The sequence below is a fragment of the Bacillus sp. RK1064 genome (genome assembly GCF_051488405.1).
Taxonomy (GTDB): Bacteria; Bacillota; Bacilli; order Bacillales; family Bacillaceae; genus Bacillus.
In genome coordinates, this window is the sequence record NZ_JBPSCZ010000001.1 from 2,390,584 (window position 1) to 2,413,791 (window position 23,208).

General features: G+C 39.4%; 20 protein-coding genes and 1 riboswitch. Of the genes, 9 read left to right on the forward strand and 11 right to left on the reverse strand.

The genetic code is table 11. From position 1 onward, the window contains the following. The first annotated feature begins 15 nt into the window (after positions 1–15). The 3 genes from ACSSTM_RS12260 (at position 16) to ACSSTM_RS12270 (ending at position 3,051) form a co-directional block, all read left to right on the forward strand. On the forward strand, positions 16–681 hold the full coding sequence (locus ACSSTM_RS12260; RefSeq protein WP_034660562.1) for a hypothetical protein: 666 nt from the start codon (positions 16–18) through the stop codon (positions 679–681). Positions 682–1,152: 471 nt separating this feature from the next. Further along, positions 1,153–1,542 carry a YxiF family protein gene (locus ACSSTM_RS12265; RefSeq protein WP_034660561.1) on the forward strand — a complete coding sequence of 130 codons (390 nt, stop codon included), beginning with the start codon at positions 1,153–1,155 and terminating at the stop codon, positions 1,540–1,542. A 315-nt stretch (positions 1,543–1,857) separates the two neighbouring features. Continuing rightward, positions 1,858–3,051: an MFS transporter gene (locus ACSSTM_RS12270; RefSeq protein WP_034660560.1), complete on the forward strand. Its 1,194-nt coding sequence runs from the start codon at positions 1,858–1,860 to the stop codon at positions 3,049–3,051. Between the two features lie 39 nt (positions 3,052–3,090). Here ACSSTM_RS12270 and ACSSTM_RS12275 read toward each other — a convergent pair whose 3' ends face one another. From ACSSTM_RS12275 to ACSSTM_RS12285, 3 genes are all read right to left on the reverse strand, one after another. Next, the gene (locus tag ACSSTM_RS12275) at positions 3,091–3,993 is read right to left on the reverse strand and encodes a shikimate dehydrogenase (RefSeq protein WP_034660559.1); all 903 of its coding nucleotides are present in this window, start codon (positions 3,991–3,993) and stop codon (positions 3,091–3,093) included. Between the two features lie 18 nt (positions 3,994–4,011). Continuing rightward, positions 4,012–5,193: an MFS transporter gene (locus ACSSTM_RS12280; RefSeq protein ID WP_095285584.1), complete on the reverse strand. Its 1,182-nt coding sequence runs from the start codon at positions 5,191–5,193 to the stop codon at positions 4,012–4,014. A 430-nt stretch (positions 5,194–5,623) separates the two neighbouring features. Further along, the gene (locus ACSSTM_RS12285; protein WP_437404185.1) at positions 5,624–6,646 is read right to left on the reverse strand and encodes a LacI family DNA-binding transcriptional regulator; all 1,023 of its coding nucleotides are present in this window, start codon (positions 6,644–6,646) and stop codon (positions 5,624–5,626) included. A gap of 261 nt (positions 6,647–6,907) precedes the next feature. Next, positions 6,908–6,987: riboswitch (glycine riboswitch) on the forward strand. A 162-nt stretch (positions 6,988–7,149) separates the two neighbouring features. Between ACSSTM_RS12285 and ACSSTM_RS12290 the strand changes: the two genes are divergently transcribed. After that, the gene (locus ACSSTM_RS12290) at positions 7,150–8,496 is read left to right on the forward strand and encodes an amino acid permease (RefSeq protein ID WP_034660556.1); all 1,347 of its coding nucleotides are present in this window, start codon (positions 7,150–7,152) and stop codon (positions 8,494–8,496) included. A gap of 48 nt (positions 8,497–8,544) precedes the next feature. Here ACSSTM_RS12290 and ACSSTM_RS12295 read toward each other — a convergent pair whose 3' ends face one another. Further along, entirely contained in the window at positions 8,545–9,225 is a 681-nt protein-coding gene (locus tag ACSSTM_RS12295) for a DUF3169 family protein (RefSeq protein ID WP_060597653.1), read from the reverse strand. After that, positions 9,222–9,428: a helix-turn-helix transcriptional regulator gene (locus ACSSTM_RS12300; RefSeq protein WP_034323321.1), complete on the reverse strand. Its 207-nt coding sequence runs from the start codon at positions 9,426–9,428 to the stop codon at positions 9,222–9,224. The genes ACSSTM_RS12295 and ACSSTM_RS12300 overlap by 4 nt, the downstream gene beginning before the upstream one ends. Positions 9,429–9,598: 170 nt before the next feature. Here ACSSTM_RS12300 and ACSSTM_RS12305 point away from each other — a divergent pair, with 170 nt between their 5' ends. Beyond that, positions 9,599–10,222 carry an NUDIX hydrolase gene (locus tag ACSSTM_RS12305; protein ID WP_437404186.1) on the forward strand — a complete coding sequence of 208 codons (624 nt, stop codon included), beginning with the start codon at positions 9,599–9,601 and terminating at the stop codon, positions 10,220–10,222. A gap of 11 nt (positions 10,223–10,233) precedes the next feature. On the opposite strand, the gene ACSSTM_RS12310 is transcribed toward ACSSTM_RS12305, so the two are convergent. Both ACSSTM_RS12310 and ACSSTM_RS12315 read right to left on the reverse strand, forming a co-directional pair. Continuing rightward, positions 10,234–10,716 carry a DUF4188 domain-containing protein gene (locus ACSSTM_RS12310; protein ID WP_095285585.1) on the reverse strand — a complete coding sequence of 161 codons (483 nt, stop codon included), beginning with the start codon at positions 10,714–10,716 and terminating at the stop codon, positions 10,234–10,236. Between the two features lie 4 nt (positions 10,717–10,720). Beyond that, complete coding sequence (locus tag ACSSTM_RS12315) at positions 10,721–11,272, reverse strand: PadR family transcriptional regulator (RefSeq protein WP_106030715.1); 552 nt, start codon at positions 11,270–11,272, stop codon at positions 10,721–10,723. Positions 11,273–11,491: 219 nt separating this feature from the next. Here ACSSTM_RS12315 and ACSSTM_RS12320 point away from each other — a divergent pair, with 219 nt between their 5' ends. From ACSSTM_RS12320 to ACSSTM_RS12335, 4 genes are all read left to right on the forward strand, one after another. Further along, entirely contained in the window at positions 11,492–12,358 is an 867-nt protein-coding gene (locus ACSSTM_RS12320; RefSeq protein ID WP_052004378.1) for a hypothetical protein, read from the forward strand. A 310-nt stretch (positions 12,359–12,668) separates the two neighbouring features. Continuing rightward, positions 12,669–14,528 carry a beta-glucoside-specific PTS transporter subunit IIABC gene (locus tag ACSSTM_RS12325; protein WP_437404187.1) on the forward strand — a complete coding sequence of 620 codons (1,860 nt, stop codon included), beginning with the start codon at positions 12,669–12,671 and terminating at the stop codon, positions 14,526–14,528. A gap of 4 nt (positions 14,529–14,532) precedes the next feature. After that, positions 14,533–15,999 carry a glycoside hydrolase family 1 protein gene (locus ACSSTM_RS12330; protein ID WP_106030713.1) on the forward strand — a complete coding sequence of 489 codons (1,467 nt, stop codon included), beginning with the start codon at positions 14,533–14,535 and terminating at the stop codon, positions 15,997–15,999. Positions 16,000–16,029: 30 nt separating this feature from the next. Further along, positions 16,030–16,878, forward strand: a complete 849-nt coding sequence (locus ACSSTM_RS12335) for a PRD domain-containing protein (RefSeq protein ID WP_034660546.1) — start codon at positions 16,030–16,032, stop codon at positions 16,876–16,878. Between the two features lie 100 nt (positions 16,879–16,978). Here ACSSTM_RS12335 and ACSSTM_RS12340 read toward each other — a convergent pair whose 3' ends face one another. The 4 genes from ACSSTM_RS12340 to ACSSTM_RS12355 all read right to left on the reverse strand — a co-directional run bounded on the left by ACSSTM_RS12340 (position 16,979) and on the right by ACSSTM_RS12355 (position 23,161). Next, complete coding sequence (locus ACSSTM_RS12340) at positions 16,979–18,157, reverse strand: Rap family tetratricopeptide repeat protein (RefSeq protein WP_095285588.1); 1,179 nt, start codon at positions 18,155–18,157, stop codon at positions 16,979–16,981. A 651-nt stretch (positions 18,158–18,808) separates the two neighbouring features. Continuing rightward, positions 18,809–19,570, reverse strand: coding sequence for an ABC transporter ATP-binding protein (locus tag ACSSTM_RS12345; RefSeq protein ID WP_034660541.1), 762 nt, complete (start codon positions 19,568–19,570; stop codon positions 18,809–18,811). A gap of 13 nt (positions 19,571–19,583) precedes the next feature. Then, positions 19,584–21,911 carry an ABC transporter permease gene (locus ACSSTM_RS12350; protein WP_034660539.1) on the reverse strand — a complete coding sequence of 776 codons (2,328 nt, stop codon included), beginning with the start codon at positions 21,909–21,911 and terminating at the stop codon, positions 19,584–19,586. Next, complete coding sequence (locus tag ACSSTM_RS12355) at positions 21,908–23,161, reverse strand: MFS transporter (protein WP_034660538.1); 1,254 nt, start codon at positions 23,159–23,161, stop codon at positions 21,908–21,910. Before ACSSTM_RS12355 ends, ACSSTM_RS12350 begins: the two co-directional genes overlap by 4 nt. Positions 23,162–23,208 lie beyond the last annotated feature (47 nt).

A 23,208-nucleotide genomic window follows, 5' to 3' on the forward strand; every position in this document is an offset into this window, starting at 1 on the left:
ATTAAAAGATGCCTAATGAAAATAGAACTTGAATTCGAAAAAGAAGTTACAAACTACTATAAGTGGTTAGATCAAAAAATAAATGAACTTAAACAGTTAAGTGTATATAGTATTAATGGATATTACTTTTTAGATGATGGCGGAATTAAGACTTTTCAACGTTATTGTCAAAATGAACTTATCGAAATTTTTAGCGACCAGTTGAATAATTACCATTTTTATATATTCCTGAGTAAGAAAGTAAGTGATGTACATTCTCGAATAGAGAAATTTCGAAAAGTATGGAAGTCTATTGACTCAGAAATAAATACTTCAGGTTTTGAAAAGGGGCCAGAACTACTTTTAGATGAACATAGAAATCATTTTTATGTCAGTATGGCGAAAGTTCCTCAGCCTGAATTAGATAAAGCATTGCGGATAATGGATAAGTATCAATCGAGTTTCATGATTGCCACTAGAAGGGATTCTATTCTTTCAGAGGAATCTATAAAAGATTTGTTTTACTCAGGTTTGAACAAGGATAGTCACGAAGTAGATTATCAAGCACTTTTTTTGAAATATGGTTTGAATAGTGAAATTATTTTCAGATGGGGCTCTGTTGTAAATGAGGCCGAATTGGCATTGATATTAAATCAAGATCTTACCCAGAAAATACGGCAGCGAATACAAAGCTATTCATAGTATCTTCAAAAGACAATGATCTCTAACATATTAAACAATCCCCACATTCGGGACTGACTCTCATTTTTGAGACAGGGATCATGACACTTTATGAAACAGCCAGTTGTCGAAACTCTTTCGATGGCTTGTTGTTTCATTTCAATTGATGAAAGCAATGCTGTTCCCCATTAAGATACCATTTCTTCATGTTTCCACTTGTGTACTATTCTTAATCCTTATTTTTTGACTGAATCTCTGCTAACTTCAATCGAACGGTCGCTCCTTTTACACTGATTGAATAACTCACTCCTTTTTCATACAAAAACACCTCCAAATTGTTTTATGGTATGCTATACACGAAATTCAACTTAAAGGTTTTTTATATTTGTTCCGATTTATGATTAAAGAAGCATATTCATAAATTAATTGATTATCTAATGAAGGATGTATCTGATAAATACAAGATGGAAAAGGAATATTAAGGTCACCAAAATGAATAATAACCCAAAAACTAAAATCGAAACCTTAAAAAGAAGAAGCAGAAGAAAGCACTTAATGAACGAGTTAAGCTATATGACACTTCCAGAAAACGCATTTTTAGATATCGAAGAAAATCAATTGTTTTGTCAAAAGGTTTTTACTTTCCTTCAATCAAGAGAAGATAAAATTCAAATACACGGAAACCACTATCGAGAGCATGAAATTGAAGCACTTTTAGTAAACGTACATGAAGTTTTCAGCCATTTAAACCAGCTTCTTGAGCAAACGAAATTTTCAAGTGGATACGGGGATTTTATTTTAGTCGCAGAGGATTTTTGTTTTGGGTTATGCATAGAGCGAACGGAATATTTTTATGAGCTAAGTATTTGGGGGCTAGAATAATTAACGATGAATAGAGTTGACACATCTTTTAGGGAGTGGAATTAGCCACTCTTTTTTTCTATCGATGGAGTCATACGCTTGATCGATGATTTTCTCTCAAATTTAAGCAATTCACTATCTTTACCTTTCGCATTCGTATAAAATAAGAGAGTGAAAAATTGAAGAAATGCTTGATACATGAAGGGCATGTAAGCTGTGAGCGGATGAGATGTATGAACGTGAAGGCTGCAAAGCTGTTCTTCCTCACATATGAGATCTTGTAAGCGTAACCATTATTTGTCACTTCATTGCGATGGTGTTGAGGGGTGTGTCAGGATGAGAAATCCGTATGTGAGAACGGCTTCTAGTCTTTATATCAATTATTTTTTATTAGGTATGGTCAATATTATTTTGGCTTCAAATATGCCATTTTTAATCAAACAGTTAGATACCAATAGTGCGGGAATTAGTTATATGATTTCGGCGCTCGGCATTGGCAGGGTGCTCACGTATGGTCTATCGGGCGTGCTGTCAGATCGTTTTGGGCGAAAGCCGGTCATTTTGGTTTCGGGTGTGCTGATGGCGGTGTTTCTCATCGGAATCCCATTGTCTCCGAATTATCAAATTGCGTTTGCGTTTGCGATTTTGGCAGGGGTGGCGAATTCGGCGATGGATGCAGGAACGTATCCAGCGTTAATGGAGGCTTTTCCTCAAAACTCGGGATCTGCGAATGTGATGGTGAAGGCCTTTATCTCGATTGGGGCAACCATTTTGCCACTGGCGATTTTCTTTTTAGCAGAGCATGATTTGTTTTATGGAATGGCATTTTTTGTTCCTGCTCTGATCTATCTTGTGAATGTCTTGATACTGTGGAGCTTGCCATTTCCGAATCATCGCAAGGTGGAGCAAGTCCAGGTAACGGAGCATGACGGACTTCCGCGCTTCTCGACAGAGCCTACGTTTTGGAGAGAAGGGATTGCACTCATTGTGATCAGCTTTACGTCAAATGGGCTGTATGCGTTGCCGCAAATTTGGCTGCCTACTTACGGTGAGACCATATTGGGGATGGCTTCAGGGAGTGCTGTGAAGCTGCTTAGTTACTATAGCATGGGCGGTCTGCTGTCTGTCTTATTGCTCGCATTTCTTTTGCGACGTTTTGTCCGTCCAGTCACTGTGCTGCTGATCTATCCAATCATTACACTTGTCTCCATCTGTGTACTATTGGTCGTGAAATCCCCAGTCATCGGAACTGTCAATGCCTTTGTATTGGGATTCTCAACAGCCGGTGTTTTTCAGCTGACGTTAACGGTGATGGCTGAATTCTTCTGGAAGAACAAAGGAACGATGACAGGGATTATCTCCACAGCCGGCGGGGTGTCGGCTATTGTCATTCCGGTCGTAACAGGTTTAATTGAAAGTCACTCGACCATTTTACAAATCTTTCTGTTCGATGCGGTGGTGGCAGTTGCCGCTATTATCGGTGCACTGTATATTCTGTATCGATACCGTCAAATCATGGTCCATGAATAAAAAAGACGACCTCCGCTCAGGAAGTCGTCTTTCTTTTGTTTAGAAACGGTCATTTTCAAAAAGAATTTGTTTCACTTGATCAACTGGCATATCTTCACCAGTAAAGAGTTTGTAAGCAAGTGCACCTTGCCATAGCATCATGCCAAGACCGTTAATGGTTTTGGCACCAGCTTCCTGTGCTTGCGCAAGGAGCTTTGTTTTTTGCGGGTTATATACGACGTCTGTCACGATTAAATCTTCACGCAGGACATCAAGCGTATCATCGATGATGCTGAGCTGATCTAGTGGTTTCATGCCAAGGCTTGTCCCATTTGCTAAGATTGCACTTTCAGCTACTTCACGGCGGAAAGCGTCTTTGTCTTCAAGTGGGAAAATGTTCGCTTTGACACCAAATGATGTCATTTCGTTGTTGATGTAATTTACATTTTCTTCTGCTTGAACAAAGTATTGATCATTACGAGCAAAAATACTAATTTCACGAATACCTGATTGTGCAAGCTGAATGGCAATCGGTGTTGCAGCTCCGCCAGATCCGACTAGTGTGACCTTTTGTCCAGCTAATTCAACGCCATGTTCAATCAAGTTTCTCACGTAACCAAGACCATCTGTGTTGTAGCCAATCAGTTTGCCATCTTTGTTTACGACGGTGTTACTTGCACGTGTGTATTTTGCAGAATCATCTAGTTCATCTAAGTAGTCTAGCACTTTCATTTTGTTCGGCATAGAAACGTTAAACCCAGCTGCACCCATTGCTTTCATACCGTTGACAGCTGCTTCTAGTTCCTCATTCCCTACTTCAAATGCGAGGTAAGCGTAGTTGATTCCTGTTAGTGTATAGCCAAGGTTATGCATACGTGGTGACAGGCTGTGTCCGATTGGTGTAGCAAGAAGGCCTACTAATTTTGTTTTTCCATCAATATTACGTTCATGTATGTTTGTCATGATTGACATCTCCTTTAATTATCTAAACAATTTTTTCATGCGTCCAAGAACAAAGACCGCTAACAATACGCTAATAACCGCAATGATCATATCGAAAAATAACGTCATTTTAATATCGTACGTGCTGACCAAACCGCTTGTAATGAGCGGCACAAGAATAAACGCTGAGCTTGCCGCAATGTTGACGTATGATGAAGCCGTTGCTTTGTTTGTAGGGAATAATTTCATCATAATACTCATCGCCAGCTGGAAGATCCCTGCTGTAAATAATCCTAAGAAAAAGGTGCTGACAATGACAATGCTATACGTTTCAATTTGAAATAGTGAAAGCATGGCAAGAAATGCTCCAACTGGATAAATGATTGCGACCATAATCGGCGAAATGAATTTATCTAATACAATTGAGAGCAGTAGAACTGACACAAGGGCACCAATACTAAAATAAGAAAGAAGCTGTGTCGCTTGTCCTGCGCCAAGCCCAATCAATTTCAATCCGAGCTGTGGAAGCCACGTTTGCCATACGACAAACAATGCAGTAGACGTGAATCCCATGAGCACGACGGCTAAGCCTTCACCCAACATTTTAGGTTCTTCCTTCATTTGTTCCTGCACTGGAAGGTCATCTTGTGTAGAGACTTGCTTATGGTTCGGGAACGGCATAAAGATCAAGTAAATCCCTACAAGTAAATAAAGAAGTCCTAGCCCAAAGAACGCCCAGCCCCAGAAGATGTCATGTGCAATAAGGAACGCCAAGATAAATGGAAGAACAGTCGCTCCAATTGAAACGGACGCCTTCACTAAAACAGAAGCTGAACTTGCCTTTTTAGGAAACGATTCTGTCAAAGCAGGATATGTTCCCGAATCAAGTAATGAGTTTGCAATCCCGGCTGAAATCGCAAAGATAAATGCCAATGTATAATTCGTTGTCGTTGGAATACCGATTAAGAATAATAAGTAAAGAAAGTTCCCTGTAATAATGACAGGCTTACGTCCCCAGCGGTCTGCTAACCGGCCAGAGAAAAAGAGAGCAATCAGTTTACCAATTCCGATCGCCGATACAAGCAAGCTGATTTTCGTAATATCTACATGGTAGCGTTCAGATAAGCTATCCATATTGGACGCTACAATGATATTGATCATGCCGAGCATGAAGTAATTTAAATACATGCCGAGTGACGATTTAATATAAGGATTTTTCATGTTCCCACTCCTATATTTGCAACCCTTTTAGGGTTAAATCTTTTTATGTCGGTTGTTCTTTTTATGAATGTACAAAAGCCCATCACAACACCCCTTATGTGATTGATGAAAAAATAATGAATATTCATCTGTTCTTCAATTAAGTATATCGTTCTACTAAAATAAAAAAATAAAAACAGCCTTGATTAGAAAGTGAATCTTCATAATTTGATCAGAATCAGAAAAGTCCACTTTTAACTGATGTTGATAAAAACAACGATACACAGAAATAGGTATAACGATATACTAAAAGAAGCAACGAGATAAATATACTCCTGTGTTTAAAATGTGTCAAGTTTATGACTTTGTGATTTAAAAAAAGAAAAATGAAACAAAGAAATGATTGACTTGCTCAATAAAAAAAGAGAATTGCTATACACAATTCTCCTTTTCACGATGAGGTAGAGCTTTCTCTGATATGAAGTTGAGGCTTTAAGATCAATCGCTGCAGCTCTTCATCCTGCTCGTTCATTTTATGATATAAAAGGTTCGCTGCTTTTACCCCGATGGACCGTGGGAATGAAGAGACAGTGGTGAGCGGCGGGTGATACATTTCCGCTTCAGGGATGTTATCGAATCCAACTACATCGATATCTTCACCAGGCTTGATGTCACGTGATGTCAGTCCTTGAATGACCCCAAACGCAACTAAGTCACTAAAACAAAAAATAGCGGTAGGAGGATCGGGCTGATCGATGACTTGGGCGAGTGCTTCTTTCCCGCCTTCACGAGTCGGTTCCATATCAATAATAAGAGATTCATCAATTGTTAGGTTTGCCTTGTCGTGGGCTCTTTTGAACCCTTTCATTCGGTCAATCCAAGTCGAGGAGGACTTGATGCCGCCTAAAAAGGCAATGCGCCGATGTCCCTTTTGAAGAAGATGATGGACCGCCATCCAAGCGCCTTGTTCATAATCAGCACCGACATAGTCACAATGCACATCTGCTAATTCACGATTTGCCAGTACTTTTGGGGTGCGAATTTGATTTAATTGTTTGACCGTCCGAGCAGAGCTTTTCGAAGCTGGGTTTAAAATGATCCCGCCAACTCGGTGCTCTACCATGGTGGAAATGAGCCGTTCCTGCTTATCGACACTGTCAAAGGTTGTCCCAAGTAAAACGGTATAGCCCAGTGATTCAAGTGTGGTTTGCACGCCGATTAAAAACTCAGAAATAAACGTGTTTGAAATATCCGTGACAATCACACCTACAATATTTGAACTTTTTGACCGCATGTTAGCAGCGATGCGGTCATACACGTATCCTAATTCCTCCATAGATTGCAGGACCTTTTTTCGAGTGGCTTCAGAGATTCTTGGGTTGTTTCGAACAACGAGTGAGGCCGTTGAAGTCGATACACCGGCATGACGGGCGACTTCCTGTAATGTGACACGCTGTTTGTTCATTTTTTTCATTTATCTTCACCAACTTCAATGGATTGCCTAACTTGGTTCATGGTCAGGATGGATTTCTCCATCAAACGAGCCGAACATCTTTTGATTTATTATACCTTAATGAGGGGTGTTGATGAAGTGATGTCAGGTAGAGTGACAGAAATCATAAAAGATTTCCATTGACAGCTTTCTTCTAGAGGCGTAAAATATGAAATTATTCAGAAATAGCAACATTTTAAGTAAATAACGAAGGCTATGATTGCTGTGGGTCACACTATGGCAGGAGCAGCTTCTGGAGAGACCGCATGTATGTGCGGCGCCGAAGGGTTCACAATCTCAGGCAAAAGGACAGAAGAGTACGAAATATTGTATTTGTAATGCATGGATGACGCCGTGTATTGCTTTTCTCTATTTTGCTATTCTTTTATGACCGTGAGATTGGAGCGCATCCAATCTCTTTTTTTATGGACTTTTTGAGGGTTCATTATTTCAGTATAAGATCGTGTCGTAGGAGGGCGTTAGCATTGGAACAACAAGAATTAAAACGAGATTTATCAAACCGCCATGTTCAGTTGATTGCAATTGGCGGAACCATTGGAACTGGGCTGTTTTTAGGCTCTGGAAAGGCCATTCAATTGGCAGGTCCATCGATCATTTTTGCTTATTTAATTGTCGGAATGGCGATCTTTTTTGTCATGAGGGCACTTGGTGAATTACTCTTATCGAAGGCGGGCTATCAGTCATTAACCGATATTGCAGAGGACTATCTCGGTCCTTGGGCTTCCTTTGTGACAGGGTGGACGTATTGGTTTTGCTGGATTATGACAGCGATGGCGGATGTCATTGCTGTCGGAGTGTATGTGCAGTACTGGTTTGACATCCCGCAATGGATTCCTGCCATCATTTGTTTGTTGATTTTACTAGGGTTTAATTTATTAACGGTGAAGCTTTTCGGAGAAATGGAATTTTGGTTTGCGTTGATTAAGGTCATTACGATTCTATTACTGATCGGCGTTGGAATTGTCCTTTTAATCATGGGTTTTCAAACAGATGCAGGTCCGGTGACGGTGACGAATCTTTGGTCACACGGCGGATTATTCCCGCATGGTGTCACAGGCTTCTTACTGTCATTCCAGATGGTAATCTTTGCGTATGTGGGAGTGGAACTAGTCGGTGTGTCCGCAGCAGAAACAGCCAATCCGCAAAAAAACATCCCGTCTGCGATTAATAAAATTCCTTTAAGAATTCTATTTTTCTATGTGGGTGCCATCTTTGTTTTACTATGTATCAACCCATGGACTGAGCTCAGTGCATCAGAAAGTCCTTTTGTGAAAACTTTTGGGCTGATTGGGATACCAGTAGCAGCGGGACTTATTAATTTTGTTGTCTTGACGTCTGCGGCTTCAGCTTGTAATAGCGGTATGTTCTCAACAAGCCGAATTTTGTATAATCTCAGTCATCAAAAACAGGGCCCGGCTTCCTTTGGACGTCTGAACAAGCACGCTGTTCCAAGTAATGCACTATTCGTTTCAACGATTGTGGTATCGGTCGGTGCTCTTTTAAGCAAGCTGATTCCCGAACAAGCCTTTGGTATTGTCACAACCATCAGCGCCATTTGTTTCATTTGGGTATGGAGTATTATTTTAATTTGCCATTTGAAATATAAAAAAACACGGCCTGAACTGCATGCGGCATCTACTTTTAAAGCACCGTTCACACCTTTTGTGAACATTTGTGTTCTTGTGCTCTTTGCTGCCATTCTTGTGATCATGCTGTTTGCGGATGCAACACGTCCGGCGCTCTTATTAACACCGGTTTGGTTTGGTTTCTTATTATTGATTTATGCACGAAAGAAACGCCGTGCGTCATAATGGACGGAAAAAAGCACAGCTTTTGCATTAGGCTGTGCTTTTGTTCATTTAACGATTTCTAATCCTGAACATATAATTTGCATTCAAAATGATTAAAACAAGTCCAATCACCATGATTGAGAAGAGCTGAGAGTGATTGGCCCCAAGGGAATACACAATCAAAATAAACATGGCACCGATCAACAGGATATTCATCAATTGATATGTGTGAAACAGTCCGCCAAGCATCACATGCTTTTCACCTTCGTCAGAAATAGCGAGCAGCTTTTTACTATAATCTTTGTCAGATGGGCTTGGTAGGTTGCGATTAGGGTAGACAAGCTTTAGAACGGATATCGCTACATAAGAACTGATAATGGTGACGATAAATAAAGTAACATTGACCAGAATCAGCCAAATAGGCTGCTCGGTTACGATGGCCATACCGATGGCAATAATGGACAAAATGGTACTCACCGTATTGGCTAACGTCAAATCAGTAAAGGTTCGATACTGTTTTGCTTCCAGTTCATCCTCCTCATCACCAGATACCGAAAGTGATACTCTTTTTTTCATACGTGAAATCCCTGAAAAACAATAAATAATCAATAGAATCGTCAATCCGCTGATGACAAGAGTCGCTTCGAATGCAACATCAAGAAGTGTCATCTCAAATTCGGCTGCCAGCAGACAGTAAGCGCCGAGAAAGCCAAGGAGAGCACCTAAGAGCATTTTGTATACAGTTTTCATGTGAGTTCATCCTCCTCGAATAGAAAAATACGTTCAATGGGTTCCTGAAAAATTCGTGAAAGCTTAACAGCGAGCAAGAGAGACGGCATTAATTCATCTCGTTCCATCAAGCTGATGGTCTGACGAGAAACCTTTGCACGCTTTGCAAGCTCAGTTTGGTTCAACCCATCACGCGCACGAAGCTCTTTTAGCCGATTTTTCATTCTGTCACCTCAACTTTGATCGAAATCTTTCTTTGATTGTAAAGCATTGTATTCAATTTGACAAGTATAGTTGTCAAATTGATAAAAATAATTGTCAGAAAGATCATCTTTAATCAAAAGGTGAACCATGATACGCTAAAGGAAAGAGGAACAGAAAACAGGTGATGTCCGTGTTCATTGACCAATTAAAAAATGACTTACATCAATCACAACCGTTATTTATTGGAGAAGAGACAGCGTTCAAAGCTGCGGTCCTTGTCCCTTTGGTGCAAGTAAACGGGGAATGGCATATATTATTTGAGGTGCGATCGCTGACCATGAGAAAACAGCCGGGTGATATTAGCTTCCCTGGTGGCAAACTCGACGGCAGCGAAACAGCACAGGAAGCTGCATTGCGGGAAACATATGAGGAGCTGGGCATTCCGCCAGAATCGGTGGAGATTCTTGGACAGCTCAGTCTTTACATTGCTTCTCCATCCTTCGTGGTCTACCCATATGTCGGGATCATTGATGAACAAAAAGTGAAACACTCCTTCAATCAAGAAGAAGTAGAAGAGACCTTTACCGTGCCTCTATCATGGCTCAGCCAATATGAGCCGTACTTACATCATGTATCCGTTCAGCCAACACCAGGTGAGGATTTCCCTTATGAAAAAATCATGAATGGTGAGAAGTACCGCTGGGGGAGCCGATCGATAGAGGAATGGTTTTATGATTATGAAAACTACACCATTTGGGGATTAACAGCCCGCATATTAAAGCATTTTGTGACCGTTGCAAAAAGAAATTCCTAGAGATTCGCTCTCTAGGAATTTGTTGTTTTCAGCCGTTCTTTCGCTGTTTGTTTTCCTTTACCAATTGGAATAGGAGCTCTCGCTTGGCTCAGTCCGTAGGAAGGCATGTTCATATAGACGGATTCATACGAGCCGGCTTGAATTTGATAGGTTTCATGATAAATGCCCACTGCGTCATTGTTCTGAGCCTTCTGATGGAAGTTCTTCCAAGCCGCCAAATGTTTTTCCATCTTCGCATAGGCAAGGAGGTCATCTGTTGATTTCCAATATTGGATCATCGCTGTCGTGCGTAAGCCAAAGTAATTCTCTGTCCCGAGGAAACCAAGCTCATCTTGATGGGTATACAGCTCTTTGATCATGCCAGGCATCGCCATGAACACAGGCAGCCATTGATGAACTGCCCAGCGTTTGTTAATCCGCATGCCGATAATGAACACAACAATCGAGTCAGAATTCTCTGTTGTAAACCTGCCAGCACGTATGTCTTTTTTCATTCATTTACCCTTCCTTCTTCATCAAATGGGATGTTTCCACGCACCAATCAATTCCCGCTTGAGCCACTCTTTTTCCGTAATCTAAAGTAAACAGCCAATACTTCGCATCCGCTTCATCTGGATAAAGCTCTTGAATGTTTTCTTCAATCGAAACATAGGTCTCATAACGGATACGAAGCTGCCTTTCATAATCCTGTAGAAGCACCAGCTTTTTCTCAAACGAAAGATATTGTCCAAAGAATAACTTTAATAACACTTCATTTCGTTCTGCTGGTAACTGATCGAGGGGCTTTGCCAGCCATTGCCTTAACGTCTTCAGCCCTTTTTCAGTCAAATGATATTCCCGCTTGTCTGAGCGGCCAGACGTAGAAGCGGGTGAAACCTCAGCAAGACCTTCCTCGACTATAAACTTTAAAGCTGGATAAATTTGTCCATAACTAATTTTCCAAAAATGATGCAAGCTCTTATCAATTAATTGCTTCACTTCGTACCCTGACTTACAATCTGTCGTTAAAATACCTAAAATTGCATACGTCGTATCATTGTATTTTTTCATATCAGCACACCTATCCAAAAGATATATCAATTAGATATATAATAAATTTGAAATGAATAAAAAGCAAGAAAATAATAATTGATAGATTTATATTTTTGAAATACAGGAGATAAATCATAAATATGGTAATATATACTTGATGTGTAAAGTGCTTGCGCATCTATTCATAAAAGAATGGAGGGTGTACAAATGAAGTTGAGGAACATAGGAATATTGTTCATGATTGTTGCACTATTGATTGGTGTTGGAAGTTTTGGAGGAAACAAAGCATCTGCTAAAAAAGAATCACTGAATCAATCTTATGCATATGCTTATAAAACAAAGGACAATGTCAGTTGGCTGAAGGTGACTGAAAAGAAAGGCAAGGTCACGGGTTACCTAAACGGTAAGGGTGTTAAGATTGATCCAATTGAACCTTTTATGGTGAAAACAAAATACAAACTAACCGGGAAAACCACCAAAAAAGGATACAAACTTAAAGTCCAACAAAAGAAGAAAACAATCGTATATGACATCTATTTTTCTGGAAAAGATCTCATGGTCAAAAAGCAAGGAGCAAAGAAAAGTAAACGCTATCAAGCTGTTGATGAGAAGAAATTAAAAGAATACAAAAAAGCCATAGATAAGCGCTATGATGAGTACGTCGATACAGCAGAAGACCGTTACTATGAGATCATAGGGAAATACACAGATAATTTAAATAAAGCCTACGGCTATCTGTATACAGCAAAAAACAATTCATATCAAATTTTCCTTGATATCGAAGAAGCCGTTTTTGAAGGGGATTTTTCAGGAGCTATTACAATCTCCAAAGCCACAGGGAAGAAAAGTAAGCCATTGAAAAAAGAAAAATATCAAGCAGTTGGAACCACAGGTTTTAAAAACTTTTGGGTATATCCCACACCAAAAATAAAGTGTGGCTTGTCTAAGATGATAGGGTCATCTGATGTAGAGGCTTCCTATATTGAGTTACCGATTTGGAAAAAGAATGAAAAAATGAAACTGAAAGCTGTGAATAAGAAACAATATCAAAAGCAAGAAGAAGCATTTAAAAATGCCGCAAAGAAAAAAGCAAAGAAAAAATAATGATAATAATTAAGTCAGATAGGACATTTGAGACTATCTGACTTTTTCGATTTAAATTTCCTCTAAAGTAAAATGAGGTCGTTTTGATGACATTAGACTTGTAAAAAAATATTTTTTAAATTCAAAAATATATGTTGACGCTTACATTAACTCAATATATACTAAAATCAAATCCAATATTGATAAATTAGACATGTGACTGGTCATGCAGGCAGGATCTAAAAACGATGAATTTCTTTAATTTGTCGTTTTAGGTCCTTTTTTTATTGCTGAAATATAGGTCTCATGTATGAGAAAAGGGGGAGAAAAAATGGATTACACACAGGTTGCCAAAGACGTTTTACAGCATGTAGGTGGCAAAGAAAACATTGCGCACCTTGAGCACTGTTCAACAAGACTTCGCTTCACACTGATTGATCAGAAGAAGGCAGATGTACCGGCTCTAGAAAAAACGCCAGGTGTCATAGCTGTCAGAATGTCAGGTCAATGCCAAGTGGTCATTGGGAATGACGTCATCGAAGTGTATCAAAAATTAACAAGGTTAATAGGTAGCAGCTCATCAGGGAAAGACGCGCCTTCCAATCAGCCAAAAGAAAAAAGAAAAGCAGGCACAGTTCTGTTAGATTTCATTGTAGGTGTCTTCCAGCCGCTTGTTCCAGCTATCGCAGGCGGAGGGATTTTAAAATCATTTCTTCTCCTTTTCTCTTTATTAGGCTGGATGGATGCAAAGGGCCAAACCTATCAAATATTGAACATGGTAGGGGACGCACCTCTTTACTTCCTCCCTTTACTAGTCGCTGTAACGACTGCCAATAAACTAAAAGTAAACCCACTGGTCGCATTATCAGCAGTCGGTGCGCTCCTTCTTCCGAACATGACGGCTATGCTTACTGAAGGTGCGCAATTGATGACATTCGACGTAAAAAATATAGCTTATGCGTATCAAGTGTTCCCAGCAATCCTTTCTGTATTGCTTTACGCTCAAATGGAAAAATTCTTTACACGATTTTCACCAAAACCAATTCGGATTTTCTTTGTCCCAATGATGTCATTGGTCATTACTGTACCAGTTACGTTACTTCTATTAGGACCGATTGGTTTTACAGCAGGACAAGGTTTTTCATCCATCATTCTTGCAATGTTTAATACAGTAGGCTGGGTAGCTGTCGCAATTTTAGCAGCAGTCCTCCCATTCATGGTCGCATCAGGTATGCACAAAGCAATGGTCCCTTATGCAGTCACAACAATGGGGACCCTTGGGAAAGAAGCGCTTTATTTACCTGCATCACTTGCACATAATATTGCTGAAAGTGGAGCGTGTTTCGCTGTGGCACTACGCACAAAAGACAAGGTACTCAGATCAACAGCCATTTCGGCAGGGATTTCAGCATTTTTTGGCATCACAGAGCCTGCTTTGTATGGTGTGACACTTCAAAATAAGCGGGTCCTTGGAAGTGTCATGATTGGTTCGTTTGTTGGCGGAATCTTCATTGGATTAGTTGGTATACAAGCCTTTGTACTTGTTGGCCCTGGATTAGCAAGTATGTCGATGTTTATCTCAGATGAGCTCCCGCGAAATCTGATGTTTGCTGTCATTGGAGCAGTCATTTCGTTTATTGTCGCCTTTATCGCTGCTTTTGTATTAGGTAAGGATAAAACAGTAGAAGAAAAGACAAATGATCAAGCTGCATTTGCTGAACAAATTGGAGCAGGTGAAACATTCAAAAGCCCTGTGATTGGTCAAATGATCTCTCTATCTGAAGTAAAAGATGATATTTTCTCTTCAAAGGTCATGGGTGAAGGAATTGCCATAGTACCTTCAAAAGGAGCGCTTTATGCACCAGTAGATGGCGAGGTGACCTTGCTGTTCGAAACAAATCACGCACTTGGTATGAAAACGGACCAAGGGGTTGAAGTATTATTCCACATTGGCATCGATACCGTTCAGCTGGAAGGACAGTATTTTCATCCAAAAGTGCAGGCAGGAGAACGTGTTCAAGCAGGAGATTTACTGATTGAATTTGATGTAGAAAAAATCATAGCAGCAGGATATGATCCAGTTACACTTGCTGTAATCACAAATACAGATCAATATGATATAAAGGTACAGCCATTACAAGAGGTCAATCGTCAAGATACATTGATGGTTGTCACACAATTAGGAGGCTAATCATATGACAACAATTAAAGGTTTTCCAAAAGGATTTTTATGGGGCGGCGCCATTGCCGCCAACCAGGCAGAAGGCGCCTGGAATATAGATGGAAAGGGACCATCAGTTGCAGATATTGCAATGTATCGTTCCAATTTAAGTGTAGAAGATTATGAAGGACATCTTGCTGTTACTTCTGAAAATATAGATCGTGCAATAAAGGATCCAGACGATAAAAAGTACCCAAAACGCAGAGGTGTTGATTTCTATCATCACTATAAAGAGGATTTGGCTCTATTTGCTGAAATGGGCTTTAAAACACTTCGCATTTCTATTGCATGGAGCCGGATCTTTCCTACTGGAGAAGAAGCTGAACCGAATGAAAAAGGGCTGCAATTTTATGATCGTGTATTTGCCGAAATGAAAAAACTCAACATAGAACCGATTGTGACACTCTCTCATTATGAAATGCCTTTAGCCCTTAGTGTGAAATATAACGGCTGGGTTGAAAGAAAAGTGGTCGATCTCTTTGTGAAGTTCGCCAATGTTTGTTTCGAACGTTATCAACATGATGTGAAATATTGGCTCACTTTTAATGAAATTGATAGTATACACCGCCACTCATTCATTACTGCAGGAATTATTCCTGATCGTTGCCCAGAAGGAAAAGTAGAAGAGACGGTGTATCAAGCGCTTCATCATCAATTTGTCGCATCTGCTCTTGTAACAGCAGATTGCCATCGTATTATCCCAGGCAGCGAGGTTGGGTGTATGCTGACAAAATTGACAACGTATCCGCATACATGTCATCCGAATGATGTGGAACAAGCCTTGAAACAAAACTTAGAAAACTACTTCTATGCAGATGTTCAGGTGTTTGGCGAATATCCGCCACTGATTACACGTATGCTTGAGAGAAAAAATATTCATATTCATATGGAAGCAGATGATCTAACCATTCTAAAAGAAAACACAGTAGATTTTATCTCATTTAGCTACTATATGTCTTTAACTGAATCAGCCCAAGAAGGATTAGAACAGACAGAAGGGAATACGATTCGTGGAGTCAAAAACCCTTATCTTCCTTCAACTGACTGGGGCTGGCAAATTGATCCGGTTGGTCTGAAAATTTCTTTAATCGAATTGTATGATCGCTATCAAAAACCTCTTATCATTGTCGAGAACGGAATGGGTGCAAAGGATGTAGTTGAAAGTGATGGCTCTATCCATGACGACTATCGTATTAACTATTTTAAAGAGCATTTCCGTCAGATGAGAGAAGCGATTGAAGAAGGCGTCGATCTCTTTGGATATACGAGCTGGGGCTCAATTGATATTATTAGTGCAGGTACATCACAAATGTCAAAACGCTATGGCTTCATTCACGTAGATCAAGATGATGATGGCAACGGAACCTTAAAACGATCTCGAAAAGACTCATTTTATTGGTACCAAAAAGTCATTGAGACAAATGGTGAATCGCTTGATTGAACACCACAATCATGAAAACAGGTGATGACGATGTTTAAAATCAAAAAAGTTTTAAACTCGAGTGTGGTCCTGGCTGAAGATCAGAACCAACAGGAGATGGTTTTGTTTGGCCGAGGGATTGGCTATGGACAGAAACCGGGTCAAATGATAGAAGAGAAAAAAGCGGACCAAGTCTTTATGTCAGTCGATAACATGAGAGCAAAAGAATTTCTTCAACTGTTAGATTCAATGCCTCAAGAGTTTATCGATTTAACTCAGCACATCGTCCAATATGCAGAAAAACGGTTAAATTCAAATCTAAATTCAGGTGTTTATTTTACCTTAATGGATCATTTGAATTTTGCTGTCGAACGACATAAAAAGAATATTAATATTACGAATCGCGTGTACTGGGAAATCAAAAATTACTATACTGAAGAATTTGAAGTAGGGAAGTACGCACTTGAGTTAGTCAATGATACATTGGGCATACAATTACCAAAAGAAGAAGCCGCCAATATCGCCTTTCACTTAATTAATGCATTAGGTGAAGAATCTGATTCGAAAGATGGCATGAAATATGCCAAAATGATCGGGAGTATTGTCAATCTTGTGCGCTATACATTGAATATGAAGATGGACCAAGAGAATATTCATTACAGTCGGTTCATTACACATGTGAAGTTCTTTGTAGAAAGATTTTATGCAAATAAATTACTCTCAGATCAAGAAAATGAGTTGTTTGAACAAATTGCACACTTGTATCCTCAAGCGATGGATGTTGCTTTTAAAATCAAAGATTATATTAAACAGGTGCATAGTATCGTCATTCCTAATGATGAACTTACTTATCTTGCGGTACATATACACCGCCTCATATCTTATCAGCAATTAAAATAATGGTGGAACCACTTGCCTTGTGATCAGGCAAGTGGTTCTTTGCTATGACCAATTTTTATATTAAGTTCCGATAGGTCGTTCTGTTGTACCAGCATTCGTCTCATTTAACGAATTGAAAGACGCTGTTTGTCCGAAAACAACGATGGTTAAAGCGATGATCAATAAACTCATTTTTTTCATTAGAATTCCTCCAGTCAAGTATAGGATGGTTCCCGTGATAGGCTTCCTTTAAAAAGAGATAGGCTTGATGAATGTCACCCAATTCCTCAAAGTGTTTTGCAGCTAGAGCACTTAATTCACAGGCACCTTCAGCATCCTTTAATTCTTTTAGAATGCTGATTTCATCGAAACAGGCTTGAGCTTTTTGAGCCATATCTTCAGTAAAATATAGATGGTAAAGCAAATTCATTTTTGCTGTATAGATGGGGCATTTCTCTGATTCATGTTTTTGGTTGACCAATTCGAAGTAATAGAGAGCTTGTGTTCTTTCATCAATAGAGAGCAGCTCTTTGATTAACATAAACATGGAGTGATGGAAATAGCACGATGAGAGGTAGTTTTCATCACTTAGAGCCTTTTCTAGGGCATCGATACATTTTTTCGATTCTCCAGCTTCGGCATACAGAATACTGATATTATGAAAAAGCTGTGAAGTTAGAAAATGATCATTTAGACTGTCAGCGATGTGTATTGCTTTTTTGTAGTAGTTTTCTGCTCTTATGAAGTCGCCAATGTCCATATAATTAGCAGCGGCGATGACAAAGGCTGTCGCTAGTCTTCTTTCATATCCTTCATGACTTTTGAAAATATCTATAGCATTCTGAATATAGTGAAGAGAAATTAGGCTTTGACGAAGTAGCATATATAAGTTTGCGATTTTCGTATGAAATTCTGCTACTTCTATTTCATCCGGAATGTTTTGCAGTTTTTTCTCGGCAATTTTAAACAGTCCAATGGCTGATGCATAGTCCCTGTTATATGAAGCGTAAAGGGCTTTGTATAGGTAAAAATAGTATTCAATTAAATCGTTTGTTTTAGAGGGGCAATCTAGCTCTGTCTGTTCATTCAGTTTTTTACCTCTCCGTTCATATAACATGAGTTTATACTTGCCTTCTAGCAATGAATAATAAGTCAAGACCTCCTGATTCTCTTCCATTTCTTGAAGTAATTGCTTTAATTCTGTGTACATTGCGTTAGCACTGTGTACATCATGCTTGCGAATCGCAATTCGCCAATCATTTAAACGGTTCCCCACCTGTTCAGCAGAAATGATAGCCATGAAATTTCACCTCTTTAAGATCCTTTCACCTGTTTCACTAAAAAACGATATCACAATTTTTGGAAGAATATAATCATTTCTGCGAGGTGATTGCCAAGAGGTAATAAAAAGGACCTAAGGTCATGTGATGTACGAAATTGTAATGGTGATTGAATGTTTTTACAAATGATTAAAATCTTTTTTTAGTCGTCTAAAAAAGGGATATATACATTGGGTTTTATGATTATGTTCGAAAATATCACTGATATATTCCGAATAAAGTTATTTTATGTAATATATTTGTAATTTGGAAGGTCGATCTGTTAAAGAAAATCAGTTATGATGATGCTAGATCAAATTTGGAATAGAAACTGATAGAAGCAGACAAAAATAAATGCCAATCACAAACACTAGTCTATTAGAAAGGACGTTGATATGAAAAAAAGATTTCAAATCTTAAACTGGCAAATCACAGTGATCATGACGACGCTGTTACTCGTTTTAGTGACTCTGTATATGTCAAAGAGATAGCAAAGAAATAGAGTTGCTGACAGAATCTTGTCAACAAGTAGGCGGCAAAATCATATTAGAAACAACTCGTTTTTCGATGGATTATTCGTTTGAGTGCCAGAAAAAATAGAACAGGCAGCTTTCTGCCTGTTTTTACTCCAATTAAAAACCTAAATTTTGCAGCCATTGATTTAATCTAAATTCTCGATTCTCGGCAGTTGAGCCATCATATCTCCCTAAATGTAAGCTGGCTGTTATTTCTCCGTCATTCATAAACATGATTCTTTCAGAACGAAGAGCAACCTTTGGGTCATGTGTGACAAGCAGTAGTGTTGCTCCTTCAGAATGGATTTCCGAAAATATATTCATCACTTCCTTCGTTGCATTAGAGTTAAGAGCACCTGTTGGTTCATCAGCGAAAAGAATGTCTGGTTCATTCATAAGCGCTCGACAGATAGAGGCTCTCTGAAGCTGACCTCCTGATACTTCTGACAAATATCGATCTGCTAAATGATCAATATCAAGTTTTTCCATTAAATATTTAGCTCGTTCATTCATTTCTTTTCTCGGCTTTTTCTTTGTTAAGTAAGCGGCAGCAATGATGTTGTCAAATAGATTAAGATTTTTTAGTAAGTGGCTGTGTTGAAAGACAAATCCCATATCTGTTAAGCGCAGAGCAGTTAACTGTTTGTCTGTCATTTCTGATAGTAAACGGCCTTTATATTTGATCTCTCCTGTTGAGGCTGTCTCTATCCCGCTAAGCTGATAAAGCAAGGAAGTTTTCCCGCATCCGGAAGGCCCCATAATGGTCACAAATTCCCCAGGCTTTATCGATAAATGGATATCTTTAAGAATGATTTGTTTCTGTCCTTTTAAAGAATCGATTTGCAAAGACAATCGCGTTGTTTCAATCAAGTGTTCCATGTGAAACATCTCCTTATGAAAGTGTATGACGTGTAGTTTGATTAGTAAAAAACGTCTTCAATAACGAAGCGGTTAAAGCTAAGCTGACAATCAACAGTGTGATTGGGTACACAACTGACACCCATTGTGGTGCCAGCCACTGCAGGCTTGATGCCCCTAAGGATGCTCCACCTACACTCATCAAAGCTGGTCCAATCGTATGGGCAGCGATCGTACCAATAAAGGTGCCCAAAGAGATAACGACGATAAAACTTGTGATATATTGTGCTGTTACATCTTTTTTAGAAAATCCAATCATTCTTAACATGTGGTTTCGACTTGAATCTTTCGTTTTTAACATGTGCAGAAACATGAATAGCATCAAACTGGCGGTTCCAAAAGCAGCTAATGTAGACAAAAATGCAACGATTTTTACTAAAGAGGCTGTGCTGCCGATTGTTTGATGAACGTATTCTTTCATATCTGTCACTTTTGCAGGAGATATCCCTTTTTCAAATACTGTCTTTTTCTCCGCAATTTCTACTCCTTGTTTTAGTTGGATTTGAATGGTTTTCCAAAGGGCTGATTGAGAAAATGGCTGTGATATTGCTTTTGCTGTTTTGCCGCCGTTGGTGACATCCTGATAAATGCCAGTCACTGTTTTTTGAATTTCATGCCCGTTTGTTACGAGAGTGATTTTTTCTCCTACCTTTTTCTGGAGTGAATCTGAACTGAGCACTGATAAGGCAATTTCTTTATTCTTTAAAGGCTGTCGCCCTTGTAAATAGGTGAGAGGAAATGCTGAGAGATCACCTGTTTCTAAATAGAGTGTTTCTAATGTATTATCCTTTGATTTTGCCTGAAGAGAAGTTGTTTCATATATAGCTGATGTATGAATGTCCGGATCTTCACGAATCATTGATTCTATTTCATTTGTATTTTCCTCTAGATGATTTCCTTGTCGTATATCAATTCGAAGGTCACTTTGACCAGAGCCAAGATATGTGATGAAATCCGGCGATTGTAAGGTGTGCCATAGCTGAATAGGCAGCAGCATCAAAAATGTACAAAGCGCGATAATACAAGTAATCGTTGTGTACAACTTCTTTCGTGATAACAGATCTTTTAAACCAAGCCAAATATTGACCGGTATGAACCTGTTTTTCTTGAGATGTAGGGGTATTTGTTTTTTATCATTCGTTGAAATGGCGCCGCCTTGAAGTGCTTGAGCGGCTGATACTCGGCCAAACTTTCTTAGGACAGCATTGCTGCAAGAAATGACGATCATTGCTATCACTATAGAAACACAAAGCGGGATGAACCAAGAAGTAAAAGAAGGCTGATTCCCCATGTATCGCTGAATATTGGCCGTAAACATATCACCAAATATAAGCGTTAACCCATATCCTGCTATACACCCTACACAAGCAAGCACGGCATACTTTCCAATGTATAATTGCTTGATTCTTGTTAAAGGAATCCCAAGCACCTTCAGTATTCCAATTTCACGTTCGTCCTCTTCTATAGAAGCCGTCATAGCAAGATGGAGAGAGAGAAGGGCTATACCGATGAGCAGCATGCAAACAAGCAGGAGAATGGCAATCACCATTCCATCTGTCAATGCATTCAGCATACGCAGCAAAGGTAATGTGACAGCTGGACCTTGTTGTGGAAGCTGTGATGACTGGTAGATTGCTTGAAAGGCATCTGCCTTCACGGCATCATGCAGTAAAAATTCAATTAAATATTCCTTTTTATGAAACACTTGATTCATTGCGTCCCAATCCTTGTGATGAAGAAGGAATCTTTTCGAACTAACAAGACTGGGGTTCATTTGTGCATCTCGCAAGAACGCTTTGATGCGGAAAGAGAATTGATTAGACCCTTTCCCAATCAGTAACGTTTCTCCTATCTTGAGATGATACTTTTGTTGAAAATAGATAGGGATAGCCACTTCACCTTTATTGACAGTGAGCTTTTCATTTTGTTCATTTAAAAGAAAATCAAAATGACGATTTTGTTTTACAAATAAATGATCCATCACACCTGCTTTGGCGGGTTTGTTTCCGAACTTGATGTTTGCATGTTCAATTGGAATCATTGGAACGATTTGATGTGCTTTTACCATGGACTGCTTGTTTGAAAATGCTTCAATGTCTTTTTCATTTAGGCTGCCGTCATGCATTTGGACAAAATCTGGTGCCTTGGCTGAATGGAGCAGATTAGAAATGGAACCATTCAGCTGTACTGTCATTTGAGCGGCGTTTGTTGCGAGAAATGATGTCAACATAATACAAATGGTTAAACCGATGGAAATGAGACGGTGGCGGGTTAAGTCTTTCTTTATAAACGTCAGTCTCATGAGGCTGATTCTCCTTCATGTTGAAGCATATTTTTTGTTAAGTAGGCAAGGGCAAACATGAAAGTGCTGACTATTAGCACCGTCACATACATGTTGGCTGAAAACGTATTGAACAAGAATCCATACATCATTTGACCAAGCGGGGCAGCACATTGAGAAACCATTGTCAGGTTTGCCATCACTTTTCCTAATTGACTATTTGGCGTTTTCTTTTGAACATGTGAAATCACAACGATTGAGATCATTGTAAGCAGCATAGCAATTGGAAGACATCCTGCTAGAAAGAGAAAATAAGCTGGATAAGTGCCAAATTGAAGAGCTGTGTTGGATGTTGAGAATGCGACAGGTAGCAAGATGATCGCGATGACGATCAGCCAGCGATATAAAATAGGTATCTGCCAATGCTTTGCTACAAGTCCAACTAGCAGAGCCCCTGCGATCACAGCGAACTCAATCAAGCCCATGCCTATTCCATACATGATGTCACTGCTTTTCATTGTGACCCTTAAAATGATTGGACCACCCACGATAAAAAATGGCGTGAGGATGAAATTTAACATTGCAGCAAGCAGCATGGCTCTTTTTAAAAATGGCTGACTGCCAATATAGGAAAATCCTTGTTTCATATCTTTTACGAGCACTTTGCCCATAGTTTCCGTTAGCGGGCTAGGTGAGAAGGATATGTTTAACCGTAAAAGCATGCATGCTGATAGAAAAAACACGATAGCACTGGCACCTATGATGGATTGACTTCCAATCAGTCCGTACAGAACCCCGCCGATAATAGGAGCGAGAACACCTGAAAGTGCCTGCACGCCATTGACGATTCCGTTTGCTTGTTCTAATTGTTCCTGTTTTACTAACTGTGGAATGCTGGACATCACAGCAGGAGCATAGAACGTACTCATCACACCAAGAAGCACCATGACTGCTCCGATCATATAGAGTGAATCATTTCCTGAGAATAACCAAAAATAAAAAGCCAGAATCATGATGCCGGTGAGAACATCAAATAAAATCATCAAGTTCCTTCTGTTAAACCGGTCAGCGATTGCGCCTGCTAAGGGAGAAAGAAGGAGTGGGACATTGGATAAAGCGAATAGTAAGGCATATAAGTCAACACGCTGGGTCATATCCAGCACGTGTAAAGATAGAACAAACCGAATTAAGGAAGAACCAAAAACGGAAATAATTTGTCCGAGAACGAGGTACATAAAGTGGGATGAACCTCTTTTGGATAACAAAGACATGAGTATCACTCTCCTTTTAGACCGACCGTCAGTCTATAATGTATGCA

What these genes read in the sequence shown, in the direction of transcription:
- ACSSTM_RS12260 (WP_034660562.1), top strand. Translation starts at nt 16, where the DNA reads ATGAAAATAGAACTTGAATTCGAAAAAGAAGTTACAAACTACTATAAG.
- ACSSTM_RS12265 (WP_034660561.1), top strand. Translation starts at nt 1,153, where the DNA reads ATGAATAATAACCCAAAAACTAAAATCGAAACCTTAAAAAGAAGAAGC.
- ACSSTM_RS12270 (WP_034660560.1), top strand. Translation starts at nt 1,858, where the DNA reads ATGAGAAATCCGTATGTGAGAACGGCTTCTAGTCTTTATATCAATTAT.
- ACSSTM_RS12275 (WP_034660559.1), bottom strand. Translation starts at nt 3,993, where the DNA reads ATGACAAACATACATGAACGTAATATTGATGGAAAAACAAAATTAGTA.
- ACSSTM_RS12280 (WP_095285584.1), bottom strand. Translation starts at nt 5,193, where the DNA reads ATGAAAAATCCTTATATTAAATCGTCACTCGGCATGTATTTAAATTAC.
- ACSSTM_RS12285 (WP_437404185.1), bottom strand. Translation starts at nt 6,646, where the DNA reads ATGAAAAAAATGAACAAACAGCGTGTCACATTACAGGAAGTCGCCCGT.
- ACSSTM_RS12295 (WP_060597653.1), bottom strand. Translation starts at nt 9,225, where the DNA reads ATGAAAACTGTATACAAAATGCTCTTAGGTGCTCTCCTTGGCTTTCTC.
- ACSSTM_RS12300 (WP_034323321.1), bottom strand. Translation starts at nt 9,428, where the DNA reads ATGAAAAATCGGCTAAAAGAGCTTCGTGCGCGTGATGGGTTGAACCAA.
- ACSSTM_RS12310 (WP_095285585.1), bottom strand. Translation starts at nt 10,716, where the DNA reads ATGAAAAAAGACATACGTGCTGGCAGGTTTACAACAGAGAATTCTGAC.
- ACSSTM_RS12315 (WP_106030715.1), bottom strand. Translation starts at nt 11,272, where the DNA reads ATGAAAAAATACAATGATACGACGTATGCAATTTTAGGTATTTTAACG.
- ACSSTM_RS12320 (WP_052004378.1), top strand. Translation starts at nt 11,492, where the DNA reads ATGATTGTTGCACTATTGATTGGTGTTGGAAGTTTTGGAGGAAACAAA.
- ACSSTM_RS12325 (WP_437404187.1), top strand. Translation starts at nt 12,669, where the DNA reads ATGGATTACACACAGGTTGCCAAAGACGTTTTACAGCATGTAGGTGGC.
- ACSSTM_RS12330 (WP_106030713.1), top strand. Translation starts at nt 14,533, where the DNA reads ATGACAACAATTAAAGGTTTTCCAAAAGGATTTTTATGGGGCGGCGCC.
- ACSSTM_RS12335 (WP_034660546.1), top strand. Translation starts at nt 16,030, where the DNA reads ATGTTTAAAATCAAAAAAGTTTTAAACTCGAGTGTGGTCCTGGCTGAA.
- ACSSTM_RS12340 (WP_095285588.1), bottom strand. Translation starts at nt 18,157, where the DNA reads ATGGCTATCATTTCTGCTGAACAGGTGGGGAACCGTTTAAATGATTGG.
- ACSSTM_RS12345 (WP_034660541.1), bottom strand. Translation starts at nt 19,570, where the DNA reads ATGGAACACTTGATTGAAACAACGCGATTGTCTTTGCAAATCGATTCT.
- ACSSTM_RS12350 (WP_034660539.1), bottom strand. Translation starts at nt 21,911, where the DNA reads ATGAGACTGACGTTTATAAAGAAAGACTTAACCCGCCACCGTCTCATT.
- ACSSTM_RS12355 (WP_034660538.1), bottom strand. Translation starts at nt 23,161, where the DNA reads ATGTCTTTGTTATCCAAAAGAGGTTCATCCCACTTTATGTACCTCGTT.